The organism is Thermosynechococcus sp. TG215 (genome assembly GCF_031583455.1).
GTDB lineage: Bacteria > Cyanobacteriota > Cyanobacteriia > Thermosynechococcales > Thermosynechococcaceae > Thermosynechococcus.
Genome location: NZ_CP134178.1, coordinates 1,983,135 through 1,997,674 on the forward strand (window position 1 = coordinate 1,983,135; position 14,540 = coordinate 1,997,674).

The window sequence follows — 14,540 nt, forward strand, 5'->3', positions numbered from 1 at the left end:
GTTTTCACAGACGCGACCATGTACCCCGATTTTCAGACCTTTTGTCAGCTTGCTGAGCAGGGTAACTTCATCCCCATCTATCAGGAGTGGGTGGCGGATATGGACACGCCCGTATCGGCTTGGTATCGGGTCTGTCGCGATCGCCCCTACAACTTTTTGCTCGAGTCCGTCGAGGGGGGTGAACAATTGGCTCGCTACAGCCTCCTCAGTTGTGATCCGCTCTGGGTACTAGAAACGCGGGGCAACCAAACCACCCAAACCCATCGCGATGGCTCACTCACCACATTTACGGGCAATCCCTTCACAATTTTGGCCAATTGCCTTGCCCCCTATCAACCCGTGAAGCTACCCCAACTGCCGGGGGGCATTGGCGGTCTTTTTGGTTTTTGGGGCTATGAACTGATTCAGTGGATTGAGCCGCGGGTTCCGATTCATCCTGCCACTGAAAAGGATTTGCCGGATGGCGTGTGGATGCAGGTGGATCAAATCCTGATTTTTGATCAGGTGAAGCGGAAAATTTGGGCAGTGGTCTATGCTGATACCCGTGAGACGGACTTGAAAACGGCCTATACCCATGCCAGCGATCGCCTAGAGCGGCTTTTGAGTCAACTGCGAACTCCGATTCCCGCTGCGGCCACCCAGCTGCACTGGCAACCCAGTCGCCAGACCCCTAGTTATACCAGCAACATCACTCCCGAAGCCTTCTGTACCAATGTGGCGCGGGCCAAGGACTACATCCGTGCGGGCGATATTTTCCAAGTCGTTCTCTCCCAACGCCTCAGTGCCACCTACAGCGGTGATCCTTTTGCCCTCTATCGCTCCTTGCGCCTGATTAACCCTTCCCCCTACATGGCCTACTTTCAATTTGGCACGTGGCAGATCATTGGCTCTAGCCCAGAAGTCATGGTCAAAGCCGAACACCATCCTGAAAAACGTGGGTCTCTCCTTGCCACTGTCCGACCCATTGCCGGTACCCGCAAGCGGGGTCACACCTACGCCGAAGATCAGCAGCTCGCCGCAGAACTCCTTGCCGATACCAAAGAAGTGGCCGAACACGTCATGCTCGTTGATTTGGGGCGCAATGATTTGGGGCGCGTGTGTCGTCAGGGGAGTGTCACCGTCGAGGAGTTTATGGTGATTGAACGCTACTCGCACGTCATGCATATTGTGAGTAATGTTGTCGGCGAACTATTGCCCGATAAAACGGCATGGGATCTGCTCCAAGCTTGTTTTCCGGCTGGAACCGTCAGTGGTGCCCCCAAAATTCGAGCCATGGAAATCATCTATGAATTGGAGGGCTGCCGCCGTGGCCCCTACTCTGGTGCCTATGGTTACTATGACTTTGAAGGTCAACTCAATACCGCGATCGCTATTCGCACGATGGTGGTGCAACTGCTAAGCGACCACCAACACCTCATTCACGTCCAAGCCGGTGCTGGTATTGTTGCGGATTCCGATCCGCAGCGGGAATACGAAGAAACCTTGAACAAAGCTCGCGGTTTATTGGAGGCCATCTCTGCGCTGGGCGGCAAGCCTTAACCAAATGATCAAGGAGCCATCATCTGGTTTTTACATTTACCCCTTAGTCTAATAGCCGGTTGTTGCTAACGTTACCCAGAACACAGGCACTGGGAATGTTGGAAAAACCACCCATCTCTCAGGCACACACCTAAGGGCTGGTTCCTTTGCTTGAGGTTCTACTGCCATGGCAAACGTCTCCACCGCTGCAATCACTCCCCCTGTGGATGGACGCTGGCGTTCCCCCTCTCGACTACACACGTTTGGCATGGGGGACAGCATCTGGATGGAGCCAGAGCGCATTTGGCTAGTGAGCCGGGGCGTCGTGCTGTTAAACCTTTTGCACCCCGATGGTGAAGAAGTGGTGGTGGGACTGGCCACACCCGGTACTGCTTTTGGTTTACCCTTGACCAGTTTAACGGCCTACCAAGCCAAGGCACTTTCCAAAGCAGAGTTGATGCTCTTTACACTGGTGGAGGTAGAATCCTCACCCAACTTGACCCAAAGCCTTGTGCGGGGTCTGGCTCGTCGCCTACGGCAAGCGGAAGGTCTTTTAGGAATTACCAGCCATCGCCGGATTGAGGAGCGATTACGCCATTTACTCTTGCTTTTGAAGCAAGAAATTGGTCAACCCCATCCCCTCGGCACTCGCTATAGTGTTCGCCTCACCCACCAGCAACTGGCAACGGCGATTGGCACAAGTCGAGTGACCATCACACGTCTGTTGGGCAAACTCAAAAAGGAGCAGTGGCTCACCTACGATCGCGATCGCCACATTATTCTCACCAACGCCGCTCAGATTTAGGTGATTTAGGTTAGTTCTCCCCTGATCAGGGCACCTCTGGCACAAAAGAGAAGGTTTCTAGTGTAAATTTTTGTAACCACTTGCACTCATAGTGGCAAAACTGTTAAATTAGATACAGAAATAAATCGTTCATCTTTGCTAAGAACCACCAAAAAACTTAGGTGAATAGCGAAGACGGAAGTAGGGCAATTGTCCCGAAGGAACGCGCCTCAGCTGACAACAACTAGCCAGTACATCATTTGGGGCGATGATGATGACAACTACACTCACCTATCGCGGCGTTCAATACGACTACGTTCCTCCGGCAGTCCGTACTGAAGCAACCGATGTTGTAGCCAAATATCGGGGTTGGAACTACCACTGCACTCGAGCAGTGAATCCTCCGGCTCAACCTGTGCGGGATTTAATCTATCGCGGTGTGGTCTACCGTACGGGTCAAACGGAAGCTGTGAATACGACAGCAACCACTGCTGCCAACACAGCCAAGGAAGTGAATATGCCAGCGCTTGATCTCAATCAACTTTCGCGGGTCATTCTCACCCATCACCACCAAGTGATCAAAAACCGCGAACAATCCCTCCTCACGCGAATGATTGCCCAAATGGGATTACCTGCGGCCGCAGGTCACTATTGGAACCAAATTCAGGGCAAAATTAAGCCCCATGTCTGGACAAGCTACGATCGCAGTCATGCCACGATGAGCTAGCACAGGGGTGTGATTGTCCTCTCTCAAGACTGATTCGTAACGGCACTCGCATGGGAGTTATCTCTGGTGCGAGTTTTTTATTTCAGCCTAGGGCGTCAAGCAATGGCTGCACTTGGCCTAACTTAGCCATTCAATCTCATTAAGATCAAAATCAAGATCGAGATCGATCTCCGCCAAGTCCTCTGGATCGGCCACCTTCTTCAGGGAGGCAAGGGATTGTTTTGAAGGCTTGCGACTTTGGGGAGTTGGGCGCTTGATATCCGATAGGGTAGCCTTCTCGATGCGCGTCCTTTCTTTGAGGGCATTGGGGTTGACGTATTCTAGGAAGAAGTTTACTGTTTCCTGTTTTACCCAGCCATTGAGGACAGCCAAGGCACCGAAGCGATAGTTCACCTGCCACTGCTCCTTGAGAATTTGTTTTATTTGCTCTTCCGTCAATAAGCCTGCCTTTTTCAGGTAAAAACCAATCGGCCGTTTTGCCTTGTCTTGGATCAGTTTTGGCCACTCTTCTACAAAAAAGTCAATGGTTTTTTGGGGCAACCAACCATGGAGGGCAACAATTTCACCAAAGCGCAAGTTGGTATAAATGCTTTTTTCCATTAAGGCGACTTGGAGTTGGCCTCGTGTAATTAACCCCGCCTTCAGTAGTAATTCACCAATTCTCATGATTGCCCCTACGAGTAGAAAATCATCAACTTTCAACAACAATGGGACATCAATTGGGTACAGCCCCTTTCACAGGGATCGAACATCCTTGCAGCAGCCAACGCCGCTGTAGGACGGGTCACACATTTTTGTGCTTATTGTGTTTAGGCACAATATGTTATGACATATTTCAGAAAAGGGCTGCCGTTTTTTCAAGGACATACATCCGTTACTCTTGACAGTACCTCTCACAATAGCTGAAGTTACGCGAGACTCCTAATTGTAATAAATCTTAATACAGCTCTTTTCAGAGGGATCTCTTCACACGAATTCAGCGTGGCCAGTACAGCTCTTTTAAGAGAAGCTAGATGTTCGGATGTCAGTTTAGCCAAGGCTGAAAAAGCGGCAAAAATGCTCACCTCATCCTGTGTGAGCGGTTAATTAGTGATTGAGCATCCACGGGCGACCGCAGGATTGCTGCTGAAAGCGGGGAGGCTTGGGTTCTTGGGGCGATCGCTGCACCAGTTCTGGGTCACTCCCCCGCGAGGGTCGGGGTAAGGAAGAAGAGAGATTTACCGCTGGTACGGAAAAATACGTCGGCCAAGCTGCTGACACTCTGGACAAAAGGCGGGTTCACTAGATTGGGCGAGCGATCGCCATTCCTCAAAAATGCCACACGTAGAGCAGCGAAACTCATAAAGGGGCATCTTTCATCACCGGGATTGACTGAAACCACTGCGGGGATCTCTGGATGCCAGCGATTATGCCCCGGCAGTTCTTGCTGATCCATGGGCTTAGTCAAATCCACTTTGAACAGGGTCTTCGGCATAGGGACGGACTCCAACGATTAGCAGTGTGCTCACCTGTAACTCAGTACCCATGAGCAATTATTGAGATGTTGTTTAGATTTAGTATTGGAGCAGGTCTTCAGGACAGCTGTATCTCCAGATACGAAAACAGTGTTGGACTTCGTCAAAGTGGCTGCTCAAATGGGAACGGTGGGTCAAGTGATCCGCCAAGGGGCGATCGCCAGCCAACAAAAACAAGCCCGTGCCCTCGAAGTGTTGACAGCGATGGCAGAAAATTTAGAGCACTATCGCCAAGCCATCCAAGCGTGGGGCGAGTCCTTTCCCTTTAATGCTGCTGAACCCATTGAATCCCTGACGGTGAAGCACGCTGTCCCCCCTGCCCCAAGGTCACACACAATTTTTGCCACCGATGGCTCGCAAATTGCCCCCAGTCACCACGAAATTGCCTATTGCTATTTGATTAATGTGGGACGGGTGGCGATCGCCTACGGTCAAGGGCAACGCCCCCATTTAGATAGTGTGCCGCAGTTGGTTTATGACCCCGATGAATTGGGGCGATCGCGGGGCTGGGGACTCACCATAGAGGATTGGTTACGCTACCGCCGCACTCAAGCGGAAATTCTTGCCCTTGTTGAACTCATTCAAACGCAAAACAAGAAAGCCCCCAGCCTAGCACTCGTGGATGGTTCACTCATCTTCTGGGCGTGGGAATCACTGCCGCCAATGGTGCGTGAGGAATTGTTGACGCCCATCTTAGCTGCTTGGGATGAATTGCGCGCGAAGCGAATTCCCTTGGTGGGCTATGTCAGCGCCTCCCGCAGTCATGAAACGGTGAATTTTCTGCGCTTGGGGGTTTGCCCTTACCCTGAACCCAACTGTGCCCTCCACTGTGGTCAGACAAGTCAGACTGGCCTCGAGGCGACTCGCGATCGCCCCCCTTGTCAAGTCTTTGATCCCCTGCGGGATGTGCTCCTCTGGCAAGCACACTTGGCACCGCAACAGTATAGTCCCCTCTGGCGGAGCCGCAGTCGCATTCTGGAACATTACGGTGAACATCAGATCTACGTTGCCTATCTCCACGGTGGCTCGGAAGTGGTGCGTTTGGAAGTTCCTCAATGGGTGGCGCGGGATGCAGACCTGTGGCAACAGGCAGTTGCGTTGACGGCAGCACAAATTGAAAAAGGGCGGGGTTACCCCGTGGCATTAGCAGAAGCCCACAATTTAGCCGTTGTGCGCGGCAGCGATCGCCAACGCTTTTTTGCTTTACTGGAACGGGAACTGATTAAAGCAGGACACTGGCATGTGGCTCCTTCCCCCAAAGAGCAACGCAAACGCCAAAGTATTGCCTAGGTGGCTGCTGTGTGTTGGTTTAGGCATTGCGGGCTGGGGAACGCAGTTGGCGCTACCGCCAGTAAGCGGGTGGTTCTTGGCCTTCATAGGAATTGTGCCCCTGTGGTGGCAGTGTCAGGTTTTATCGCCACTGTGGGCAGCGATCGCCGGCCTGTGTTGGGGACTAGGGTTCTACGGCAGTAGCTTAGTCTGGGTGTGGGATTTGCATCCCCTGACGTGGATTGGCATTGCGCCAGTGTCCAGTTGGTTGATCTCGCGGGGGATTTGGCTTTTCCTGAGTGGTTGGGGGGCAGTCCTGAGTGGGAGTTGGGCCTTTTTGATGGCACGCTATGGGGTGCGGCGATCCGCCCCTTGGCAACTTCTGTGGGGTGTCACCCTTTGGTGTGCCCTTGAAGCCCTCTGGAGCTATTCGCCCCTGTGGTGGATTAGTTTATCCCTGACCCAAAGTCCAACGGGACTCCTTCAACTGGGTCGTCTGGCGGGACCCACCACGATTACGGCAGTCGTGATGACACTGAATGGCTTGGTCACCCTCAGTCTGCGGCGGCACACATGGGCAAAGCGATGGCTCGTTGTTACTCTTTTGGGGGCGATCGCCCTCAATGCTGTTTTAGGCGCTAGGGTCATGGCGGATCAAGGGGAACCCCTACGGGTGGGTTTGATCCAAGGCAATATCCCGACACGGGAAAAGCTCACGCCAGAGGGTATCCGCCGCGCTTGGCAGGACTATCCCCGTGGCTATCGCCAACTGGTGGCTCTAGGGGTTGATGCCGTCTTGACTCCGGAAGGGGCACTGCCGATTTTGTGGCAACCACACCAAGTCAATCCCATCACCAGCGCTGTTCGCGAGGCAGGGGTTCCCCTGTGGTTAGGGACATTCATGGAGACGCCAGGGGGGCATCATCAGGTGCTCCTGACCCTCGATGGGCAGGGGGAGATTTACAGTCGCTACAACAAAGTCAACCTTGTTCTTTTGGGGGAATATATTCCCGATTGGCTGGCGGGGGTAGTACAGCGGTTATCCACGTTGCGATCGCGCCTCCTGCCGGGGAACCCTGATCAGGTCTTTACCACCCCTTGGGGCAAGGCCGTTGTCCTGATTTGCTTTGAATCTGCCTTTTCCCACCGCAGCCGCTGGCAACTGGTTCATGGGGGGCAGTTTATCCTCAGTGTTGCCAACAATGATCCCTACCGTCGCCAACTGATGACCCAGCACCATGGCCATGATGTGTTGCGTGCCGTCGAGGGCGATCGCTGGCTCGTGCGCTCCACGAATACGGGTCTTTCTGCGGTGATTGCGCCTACGGGGGAAACTGTTTGGCTCTCCAATGCTGATGAGTTTGTGATTCATGCGGCAACGATTTTGCGGCGGCAAACCCAGACCCTCTACACTCGCTATGGGGATTGGTTGCTACCCCTCTTGCTGGGGATGCTTAGCTTATCCGTTCTTCGACAACGAGTGTCGCACTGACCCATTCGCCGCGATCGCCATAGGTGCGAATGAGGCGCTGCCGCTGTCCTTCTGCCCACAACCAGCCCACCTCCACAAAAAAGGGGTGACGAAAGGACACCTGCAAGGGGGTTAGGCTAGAGGTACCGTCGGGGAGCAACAAAAGCTGCTTGGGTTGATCCGTATCCGTAAAGAGTAGGCGCGACCCAGCAATTGTGGCCGTTGTTTTCACCTCGTGGTCGGGGGTTTGCAGCCGCTGGTAGAGCCGATCGCCCTCGCGCCAAAGGCTCAGCTGGGTCGGGGTTTCCGTGGGCGATCGCCAGTCGGCATAGACGGTGTAGGCAGTACCGCGCCATTCCCCTAGGAGTTGATCCACGGTTAAGGGAGGACGTTCAACAGCGTTACTGTGGGCACGAAACTCGCGAATCAGAGTCATGGATTGGAGGTGCTGATTTTTGTCAAAGAGTTGGACAAACCGCAGTCGGCGATCGCCCATGACAAAGCCATACTCCGCACCAAACTCGGCAAAGGGCGCCACCTGCAACGATCCCTTAGAAAAAGCCCCCGTCGGAAAAAAGACATTTTGGCGGCCAATGGTGGCATACTCCTGCACCGTTTCACTCGTAGGGGGCTGGTCAAGGCCATTACCAAAGCGTCGCAGTTCAAAGCGCACCCGTTGACCGTCAGCAGTATCGGCAAGGATCAAAATCGAGGGCACTGACGCTCCCACGTCTCCCGTAGGGCTGACCGCCGTAAAGGAGCCATGCCATTCCCCAAGGTTTTTGCGAAAATTTTCCCAATTTGTTGTCATTGATTATCCTTGATTATCTTTACCGCTGTGTGCCACCATCATCACTATAGAAAAATAAAGTATTGGAGATCTTGCCAATTGGGAAGTGGCCGGCGATCGCCGGCGCTCAGAAAAAACTTTGATAGGATGGGGAGTGTCAGGGCGCTGACAAACGATCGCCATTGGGAGACCCGTGCATGACCACCGACCTCTTTGATTCAGGGGCTGGTCGCATTCTGATAGTCGATGATACCCCCGAAAATGTTGAAGTTTTGACCACACTGCTGCAACTGGAAGGCTACGATGTGCGCGGTGCCATTAGTGGCCAAATGGCGCTCATGGGGATTGAGGCCGAACCCCCGGATGTCATTCTCTTGGACATCATGATGCCTGATATGAATGGCTACGAGGTCTGTCAAACCCTGAAGGAGAATCCCAAGACCAAGCATATCCCCATTATTTTCATTAGTGCCCTCGATGATGTCTTTGACAAGGTCAAGGCCTTTGAGATTGGCGGCGCCGACTACATCACCAAACCCTTTCAGCAGGCGGAGGTGCTGGCACGGGTAAAAAATCAGTTGACGATCGCTCTCCTACAGCGGAAGCTGCGGCAAAAAAATGCCCTCTTGCAAAAGCAAAACCAGCAGTTGCAGGAAATCGTCGAGGAGCGGCGTGACTTGGTCTCCTCACTGCAAGCAGCGCAAGAACAGTATCGGCAGATGTTTGAGGAAGCCGTGGTCGGGATTTACCAAAGTTCGCCCGAGGGGGTTTACTTCAAAGTCAACAATGCCTTGGCACGCATCTATGGCTATGCCGATGCTGAAGACTGGCTAGCGGATATAGAACACCATAATCATCGTCCCTACGTGGATGACAGCGCTTGGGAAAAATTCCAACAGCAAATTGAAACTCGTGGCTTTGTGCGCAACTTGGTTTCCAAGGTGTATCGTGCTGACCAAACAATCACCACCATTTGCGAATGCGCCCGCCCGGTCAAAAGTGAGGACGGTCAACTTTTATACTACGAAGGGTTTGTTTTTGAACTGCCCACCCGTAATCCATGAAACGCACACTGAGCGCACTGTTGGGGGATGCAGCGGTTCACTCCCTTGCTGAATTGGGCGATCGCGCCCCCCACCTGCGCCCCTACCTTCCTGAGCGAGCCCTGCTGCTGACTCCCCCCACCCCAGAAGCGGGGGCAGAAGTGATTGCCTGTGCCCGGCGCCAAGGCTGGCGAGTGTTGCCCATTGGAGCAGGCACCAAACTCAATTGGCTCGGGAACACCCCCAAGGCAGATATTTTTCTGCGGACAACGGCGTGGCAGAAGCTCATTGATCATGCGGCTGCCGATATGACCGTCACCACCCAAGTGGGTATTCCCTTTCAGCAGCTCCAGCACCACCTAGCACCCGCAGGACAGTGGATTGCCGCAGATCCCCTCTTTCGAGAAACGGCCACCCTTGGCGGCTGCTTGGCCACCCAAAGCAATGGCACACTACGGCAGCGGTATGGGTCATGGCGCGATCAATTGTTGGGGGTGAAGTTCATTCGCAGTGATGGCCAAATCGTCAAAGCGGGAGGGCGGGTGGTCAAAAATGTTGCCGGCTACGACCTGATGAAACTCCTGATCGGCAGCTATGGCACACTGGGGATTCTGACAGAGGTGACGCTGCGGGTGTATCCTCTGCCAGATGCGGTACAAATCTGGCAGTTGCGGGGGGAAGTCTCTGCTTTGGCCAAGGGACTTGAGGTGATTTTGACGAGTTCCCTTGCGCCCGCGCGGTGTGTGTTGCGCCTTGAACCACGGGGGACGCTGCTGTTGGAATTGGAATTCCATACCCTGCGGGAAGTGATTGCTGCGGGTACGTTGGGCGATCGCCTGAGTCAGATTGCCCAGACCCATAATCTGCAACTGGAACCCCAAGCCCCTCTAGGCATTACCCTCAACCCCACCCCCGATCAAGTGACTCTCAAAATCGGTGTGCCTCTAAGCGAAATGTTGCCCGCTCTCACCCAGCTTCAGCAGTTGGCAAGGGAATTGGCCTGCGAGTGCCGAGGCGAAATGAGTGCAGGGGTCGGTTACGCCTATCTCCACGGACAGGAGGAGCATCTCCGTCAACTCATTCTCAGGCTGCGCCAAGGGCTACCACGGGGCTATGTCACCGTCTTAGCCGCCCCCCTGAACCTCAAGCAGCAACTCGATCCTTGGGACTATCGCGGCAACGCCCTTGAATTGATGCGGAATCTTAAGCAACAATTGGATGCAACGGGTGTCTTTGGCACTGGCGTTTTTGTCGGCAATCTCTAGACAAGTTTCAATACTTACGAATGACTGCAACTGATCCTGTGGCTGGCTTTGATGCGCAGTCGCCTCCTGATCCACACCTGATTGATGCCTGTGTCCACTGCGGGTTTTGCCTCTCCACCTGTCCTAGCTATCGGGTACTGGGGACGGAAATGGACTCTCCGCGGGGTCGTATCTATCTCATGGATGCCATTCATGAGGAACAGGTGCAACTGGCGGATGTCGTACAGCACTTTGACTCCTGTTTGGGTTGCTTGGCCTGCGTCACCACCTGTCCATCGGGGGTTGAGTACGATAAGTTGATTGCTGCCACGCGGGTTCAAGTGCAGCGCCATTATCAGCGGCCCGTGGGCGATCGCTGGTTGCGGCAGTTGATTTTCCAAACGCTGCCCTATCCCCAACGGCTGCGTGCCCTCCTGTGGCCGCTCTGGCTCTACCAAAAACTCGGCTTGGCCAATCTCGAAAAGCGGCTGGGACTCCTGAAACGGCTCTTGCCCAAGTCCCTTGCGGCCATGTATCAAATGCTACCGCCCCTTTCAGCCAAAACATTTCGCGATCGCTGGCCTGAAGTGGTGCCTGCCCAAGGGAAACAGCGTGGCCGCGTGGGGGTGATTCTGGGCTGTGTCCAACGGCTCTTTTTGCCGGAAGTGAATGAAGCCACGATCTCCGTCTTAAGTGCCAATGGCTTTGAGGTGGTGCTGCCGCCGCAACAGGGATGCTGTGGTGCCCTGCCCCATCATCAAGGGGAAGAGGATCAGGCGCAAACCCTTGCTCGCCAGATGATTAATTGTTTTACTGCCGCTCATGTGGATGCGGTTTTAATCAATGCCTCGGGTTGTGGCCACACCCTCAAGGAATATCATCGCCTTTTGGCTGCCGATCCAGAGTACCGCGATCGCGCCCGTGACTTTGTGCAAAAGGTGGAGGATGTGCAGGTCTTTTTGGTCAAACAGGGCTTGGTGACACCGCTCCACCCCTTGGGCGATCGCCCCTTGGCCTTGGTCTATCAAGATGCCTGCCACATGATCCACGGCCAAAAAATTCGCCTTGAACCGCGGCAACTGCTGCGACAAATTCCCCAAGTGCAACTGCGCGAACCCCTCGATGCAGCCCTGTGCTGTGGCAGTGCCGGGGTTTACAACATTCTTCAACCCGATGTCGCAGCGGAATTGGGACGCCAAAAGGTACGCAACCTGCTGAATACTCGCCCTGATGTCATTGTCTCAGCCAATGTGGGCTGCACCGTGCAATTGCGGCAGTATCTCCAAGAGCAGAGTAGCTCCGTGCCCATTTACCACCCGATGCAACTGCTAGACTTGGCGATTCGTGGTGAGCAGCTTCCGTCCTAGGCCATATCCGGGGGAGCACTGAGGATTGCGCGCACTTGAGCTAGTAACCATTCTCGCCCCACTTCCCAGCCTCGTTCGCCATCCGCCTCAAGGATCATCAGGCTATCCACTGGCTCTGCCGCCAACAGTTGAAACAAAAGGGGAATAATTGGCATGGGCACTGGGATCACTTGTTCATCACAGGCCTCTTGAGCCATGGCTTCACTACCGTAGGCGTGGATCACATTTTTTTGCTGGTGGGGGGGCTGCTGTTCCTCAAGGGTAATCACCTGCCACTGACCATCGGGAGTTTGCAGGACGTAGTAAACCGTTTGCCCGTAGCGCTGGGCTTCCTCGTAGAGAATGGGGGCGATCGCCTGTACCGCCGCCACAGTCGCAGGGTCATCGGGGGCGTTGGCAATCAGTTCATCCACTTGGGTCAGTAAATCCACAACGCCTCCTTTAGGAGTTATAAAAAACTATTCCTTGGCCTCAAGGGCATCGAGATCAAGGGCACGGGAGCCACCCGTACTTAAAATGGTCAGCACTTTCCCCAGTTGATACCACACCAAAAGGGCGGTGGCGATCGTCAGCACAAAGGCAATGACCATACTCAGCCCTGCACCAAAGCCATAGGTCCACAATCCCGCCATCAGGAAGAGCCAGATACCAATGGAAATCCCCAAGTAGGGCAACTGAAGTTGGGGGCCGCGCAATTGACTCAGAACACGGGTGGAACGACTGCGGTTCCATTCTTGGACACTCTGCTTGAGGGTGGCTTCAAATGCTTTACCACTGGTCAACCCCATAAAAATACCCGCCAGTAGCAAGACAATGGGTGGATCAAACACGGGATACCTAATCCTTCTTGGACACTCAGGAACGTTGATAACCGCTGCCAACCCTTAGCTGGCCACCACCAAGGAATTGCTGTCTTCTTCTTTACCGAGCGTGTGGGAGACAGAGGCCTTGAGGGCTTCCCATGCCACATCAATCAAGAAGAGCGGACGCAGATCAGACTTGACCAAATTCCAAAGGCGTTGCACCTCTTCGGTGTGGAGACGGTCATCTTCGGTTAACGCTAGCACAATTTGCCGCCGCAGGTACTGCCCCTCCTCAGAAAAGAGATACTGCAAGCCCAAGGTGGCGGTTGGCGCGAGGTTAAAGTGCTGATCCTGCCGGGCGATCGCAATTAGGTTTTCCAGGCGTTGCCACTGCAGACGACCATCCTTGAAGAGGACATCCAATAACCGTCGCCGCAGTTGGGGCGATTCTCCTTGCAGCAGACGCCGTGCCACATAGGGATAGCTGACATCAACAATGCGGAAGTTAGGGTTGAGACACAGGGCAATGCCCTCTTGGGTGACTAGAGAGCGAATGATCAGGGCAAACTTAGCGGGAACCCGGAAGGGGTAGGCATACATCAACTCGGAGAAGCGATCGGTGATCACTTTGAAGTTGAATTCCCGCACACTGGAGCCAATCACCTCTTCAAAGACCGACTCAAGGGCAGGGATAATCGGCGTAATATCCGTTTCCGGGGTCAAAAAGCCCAGTTTGACAAAGTCCGTCGCCAAGGCTTGATAGTCCTTGTTCACCAAATGAACGACGGCATCCACCAAGGATTCTTTAGTGCTCTCCTCCAGTTGATCCATCATGCCGAAGTCAATGTAGGCCATACGGCCATCGGGCATGGCGAACAGATTCCCCGGATGCGGATCCGCATGGAAAAAGCCAAATTCCAAGAGTTGCCGCAAACCAGAAATCACGCCAACACGGATCAGCTCATCGGGATTGACGCCCGCCGCCACCATACAATCCGTACGGGTGAGTTTAATGCCATGGATCCACTCCAGCGTAAGCACGTGCTCCGTGGTGTATTCCCAATAGATTTTCGGTACCTTGACCGTGGGATCATCGTGGAAGTTGGCAGCAAATTTCTCGGCATTGCGCCCTTCATTGAGGTAGTCAATTTCCTCGTAGAGCTTGCGGCCAAATTCATCGACAATGTCTCGCAAATCATGGCAGAGGTTAATCGGTAGCCAAGGCTTGACCCACTGCACCAAAAGGCGAATCAAGAAGAGATCGCGGGTAATCACGGGCAAAAGGTTGGGACGCTGCACCTTGACGGCCACTTCTTCACCACTGTGGAGTTTGGCTCGATAGACTTGGCCGAGACTGGCGGCGGCCACCGGTTGGGGTGAGAATTCGGCAAAAATATCCCCTAGGTTTAAGCGCAGATCTCGCTCAATAATGGCAATAGCAATCTCATTGGCAAAGGGGGGCAATTTGTCCTGAAGGAGCGTCAGTTCTTCGAGGTAGTCGGGACAAATCAAATCGGGGCGAGTGGAGAGGGCTTGACCGACTTTAATGAAGGTTGGGCCTAAACGGATTAGGAGTTTGCGCAGTTGCATTGCCCGCAGGGGACGCTGACTTTCCTGTTGCCCTAACCACTTGTCCCACTGCAATAACAGCCAAAATGTTAGGAAAGAGACCGCAATGTTCAGGAACCGCCAGATAACTCGCCAAGGATGTCGCCAGTAGTAGCGGGCGATCGCCTCAGGATCATACCGACGATGACCAGCACTAGGGACAGCAGAAATACGGGCAGTCACAGCTTTTTCACCTTATTCTCTGAAACCCAACTTACTACACCCCTCTTGCTTTGCCATGGGTGTTTCCACGGAGCGCTTTTGGGAACACTGTAAGCAACCATTGCAATGATGAGGATTTTGTTGATCCCCGGTGCTAGAGGAGCTGATCTTTTGAGGTTTGCTTAAATATAGTATAGAAAACTACACATAAGCCCTGCCGATCAATAAAATTCTTAACAA

Annotated in this window: 14 protein-coding genes, 1 pseudogene and 1 riboswitch; of the genes and pseudogenes, 8 read left to right on the plus strand and 7 right to left on the minus strand. The window is 53.7% G+C overall.

The window, feature by feature from the left end; translation table 11 throughout:
- Positions 1 to 18: 18 nt before the first annotated feature.
- From trpE to RHJ02_RS09740, 3 genes are all read left to right on the plus strand, one after another.
- Complete coding sequence (gene trpE / locus RHJ02_RS09730) at positions 19 to 1,539, plus strand: anthranilate synthase component I (RefSeq protein WP_310744493.1); 1,521 nt, start codon at positions 19 to 21, stop codon at positions 1,537 to 1,539.
- A gap of 166 nt (positions 1,540 to 1,705) precedes the next feature.
- Positions 1,706 to 2,323 (plus strand): Crp/Fnr family transcriptional regulator, encoded by a 618-nt coding sequence (locus tag RHJ02_RS09735; protein WP_310744494.1) that lies wholly within the window; start codon positions 1,706 to 1,708, stop codon positions 2,321 to 2,323.
- Positions 2,324 to 2,447: 124 nt separating this feature from the next.
- Positions 2,448 to 2,532, plus strand: a riboswitch (Glutamine riboswitch).
- Between the two features lie 44 nt (positions 2,533 to 2,576).
- Positions 2,577 to 3,029: a DUF4278 domain-containing protein gene (locus RHJ02_RS09740; RefSeq protein WP_206199997.1), complete on the plus strand. Its 453-nt coding sequence runs from the start codon at positions 2,577 to 2,579 to the stop codon at positions 3,027 to 3,029.
- A gap of 117 nt (positions 3,030 to 3,146) precedes the next feature.
- On the opposite strand, the gene RHJ02_RS09745 is transcribed toward RHJ02_RS09740, so the two are convergent.
- From RHJ02_RS09745 to RHJ02_RS13100, 3 genes and pseudogenes are all read right to left on the minus strand, one after another.
- Complete coding sequence (locus tag RHJ02_RS09745; RefSeq protein ID WP_302677741.1) at positions 3,147 to 3,695, minus strand: hypothetical protein; 549 nt, start codon at positions 3,693 to 3,695, stop codon at positions 3,147 to 3,149.
- A gap of 551 nt (positions 3,696 to 4,246) precedes the next feature.
- Positions 4,247 to 4,381, minus strand: a complete 135-nt coding sequence (locus RHJ02_RS09750) for an FmdB family zinc ribbon protein (protein ID WP_225901716.1) — start codon at positions 4,379 to 4,381, stop codon at positions 4,247 to 4,249.
- A 5-nt stretch (positions 4,382 to 4,386) separates the two neighbouring features.
- Positions 4,387 to 4,503, minus strand: a pseudogene (locus RHJ02_RS13100) (acetamidase/formamidase family protein); the annotation flags it as partial.
- A 130-nt stretch (positions 4,504 to 4,633) separates the two neighbouring features.
- Here RHJ02_RS13100 and RHJ02_RS09760 point away from each other — a divergent pair.
- Both RHJ02_RS09760 and lnt read left to right on the plus strand, forming a co-directional pair.
- Positions 4,634 to 5,833 carry a DNA double-strand break repair nuclease NurA gene (locus RHJ02_RS09760; protein ID WP_310742975.1) on the plus strand — a complete coding sequence of 400 codons (1,200 nt, stop codon included), beginning with the start codon at positions 4,634 to 4,636 and terminating at the stop codon, positions 5,831 to 5,833.
- Complete coding sequence (gene lnt / locus RHJ02_RS09765) at positions 5,826 to 7,304, plus strand: apolipoprotein N-acyltransferase (protein ID WP_310822113.1); 1,479 nt, start codon at positions 5,826 to 5,828, stop codon at positions 7,302 to 7,304. The genes RHJ02_RS09760 and lnt overlap by 8 nt, the downstream gene beginning before the upstream one ends.
- Here the strand turns inward: lnt and RHJ02_RS09770 are convergent.
- Positions 7,267 to 8,094, minus strand: a complete 828-nt coding sequence (locus RHJ02_RS09770; RefSeq protein ID WP_302678180.1) for a DUF3598 family protein — start codon at positions 8,092 to 8,094, stop codon at positions 7,267 to 7,269. The two genes, lnt and RHJ02_RS09770, sit on opposite strands and share 38 nt — an antisense overlap.
- Positions 8,095 to 8,270: 176 nt before the next feature.
- Between RHJ02_RS09770 and RHJ02_RS09775 the strand changes: the two genes are divergently transcribed.
- Genes RHJ02_RS09775 through RHJ02_RS09785 form a run of 3 tightly spaced genes read left to right on the plus strand, consistent with a single transcriptional unit; the run spans position 8,271 to position 11,727 of the window.
- Positions 8,271 to 9,137, plus strand: coding sequence for a response regulator (locus tag RHJ02_RS09775; protein WP_206200002.1), 867 nt, complete (start codon positions 8,271 to 8,273; stop codon positions 9,135 to 9,137).
- The gene (locus RHJ02_RS09780; RefSeq protein ID WP_310743731.1) at positions 9,134 to 10,381 is read left to right on the plus strand and encodes an FAD-binding oxidoreductase; all 1,248 of its coding nucleotides are present in this window, start codon (positions 9,134 to 9,136) and stop codon (positions 10,379 to 10,381) included. Before RHJ02_RS09775 ends, RHJ02_RS09780 begins: the two co-directional genes overlap by 4 nt.
- Positions 10,382 to 10,401: 20 nt before the next feature.
- Positions 10,402 to 11,727, plus strand: a complete 1,326-nt coding sequence (locus RHJ02_RS09785; RefSeq protein ID WP_206200004.1) for a (Fe-S)-binding protein — start codon at positions 10,402 to 10,404, stop codon at positions 11,725 to 11,727.
- Here the strand turns inward: RHJ02_RS09785 and RHJ02_RS09790 are convergent.
- The 3 genes from RHJ02_RS09790 to RHJ02_RS09800 are packed head-to-tail and all read right to left on the minus strand — an operon-like array spanning position 11,724 to position 14,321.
- On the minus strand, positions 11,724 to 12,158 hold the full coding sequence (locus RHJ02_RS09790) for a hypothetical protein (protein WP_206200005.1): 435 nt from the start codon (positions 12,156 to 12,158) through the stop codon (positions 11,724 to 11,726). The genes RHJ02_RS09785 and RHJ02_RS09790 overlap by 4 nt on opposite strands.
- Positions 12,159 to 12,185: 27 nt before the next feature.
- Positions 12,186 to 12,557 (minus strand): hypothetical protein, encoded by a 372-nt coding sequence (locus RHJ02_RS09795; protein WP_149818994.1) that lies wholly within the window; start codon positions 12,555 to 12,557, stop codon positions 12,186 to 12,188.
- A gap of 54 nt (positions 12,558 to 12,611) precedes the next feature.
- On the minus strand, positions 12,612 to 14,321 hold the full coding sequence (locus RHJ02_RS09800; protein ID WP_206200006.1) for an AarF/ABC1/UbiB kinase family protein: 1,710 nt from the start codon (positions 14,319 to 14,321) through the stop codon (positions 12,612 to 12,614).
- Positions 14,322 to 14,540 lie beyond the last annotated feature (219 nt).

What these genes read in the sequence shown, in the direction of transcription:
- RHJ02_RS09785 (WP_206200004.1), top strand. Translation starts at nt 10,402, where the DNA reads ATGACTGCAACTGATCCTGTGGCTGGCTTTGATGCGCAGTCGCCTCCT.
- RHJ02_RS09780 (WP_310743731.1), top strand. Translation starts at nt 9,134, where the DNA reads ATGAAACGCACACTGAGCGCACTGTTGGGGGATGCAGCGGTTCACTCC.
- RHJ02_RS09750 (WP_225901716.1), bottom strand. Translation starts at nt 4,381, where the DNA reads ATGCCCCTTTATGAGTTTCGCTGCTCTACGTGTGGCATTTTTGAGGAA.
- RHJ02_RS09775 (WP_206200002.1), top strand. Translation starts at nt 8,271, where the DNA reads ATGACCACCGACCTCTTTGATTCAGGGGCTGGTCGCATTCTGATAGTC.
- RHJ02_RS09745 (WP_302677741.1), bottom strand. Translation starts at nt 3,695, where the DNA reads ATGAGAATTGGTGAATTACTACTGAAGGCGGGGTTAATTACACGAGGC.
- RHJ02_RS09740 (WP_206199997.1), top strand. Translation starts at nt 2,577, where the DNA reads ATGACAACTACACTCACCTATCGCGGCGTTCAATACGACTACGTTCCT.
- RHJ02_RS09735 (WP_310744494.1), top strand. Translation starts at nt 1,706, where the DNA reads ATGGCAAACGTCTCCACCGCTGCAATCACTCCCCCTGTGGATGGACGC.
- trpE (WP_310744493.1), top strand. Translation starts at nt 19, where the DNA reads ATGTACCCCGATTTTCAGACCTTTTGTCAGCTTGCTGAGCAGGGTAAC.
- RHJ02_RS09770 (WP_302678180.1), bottom strand. Translation starts at nt 8,094, where the DNA reads ATGACAACAAATTGGGAAAATTTTCGCAAAAACCTTGGGGAATGGCAT.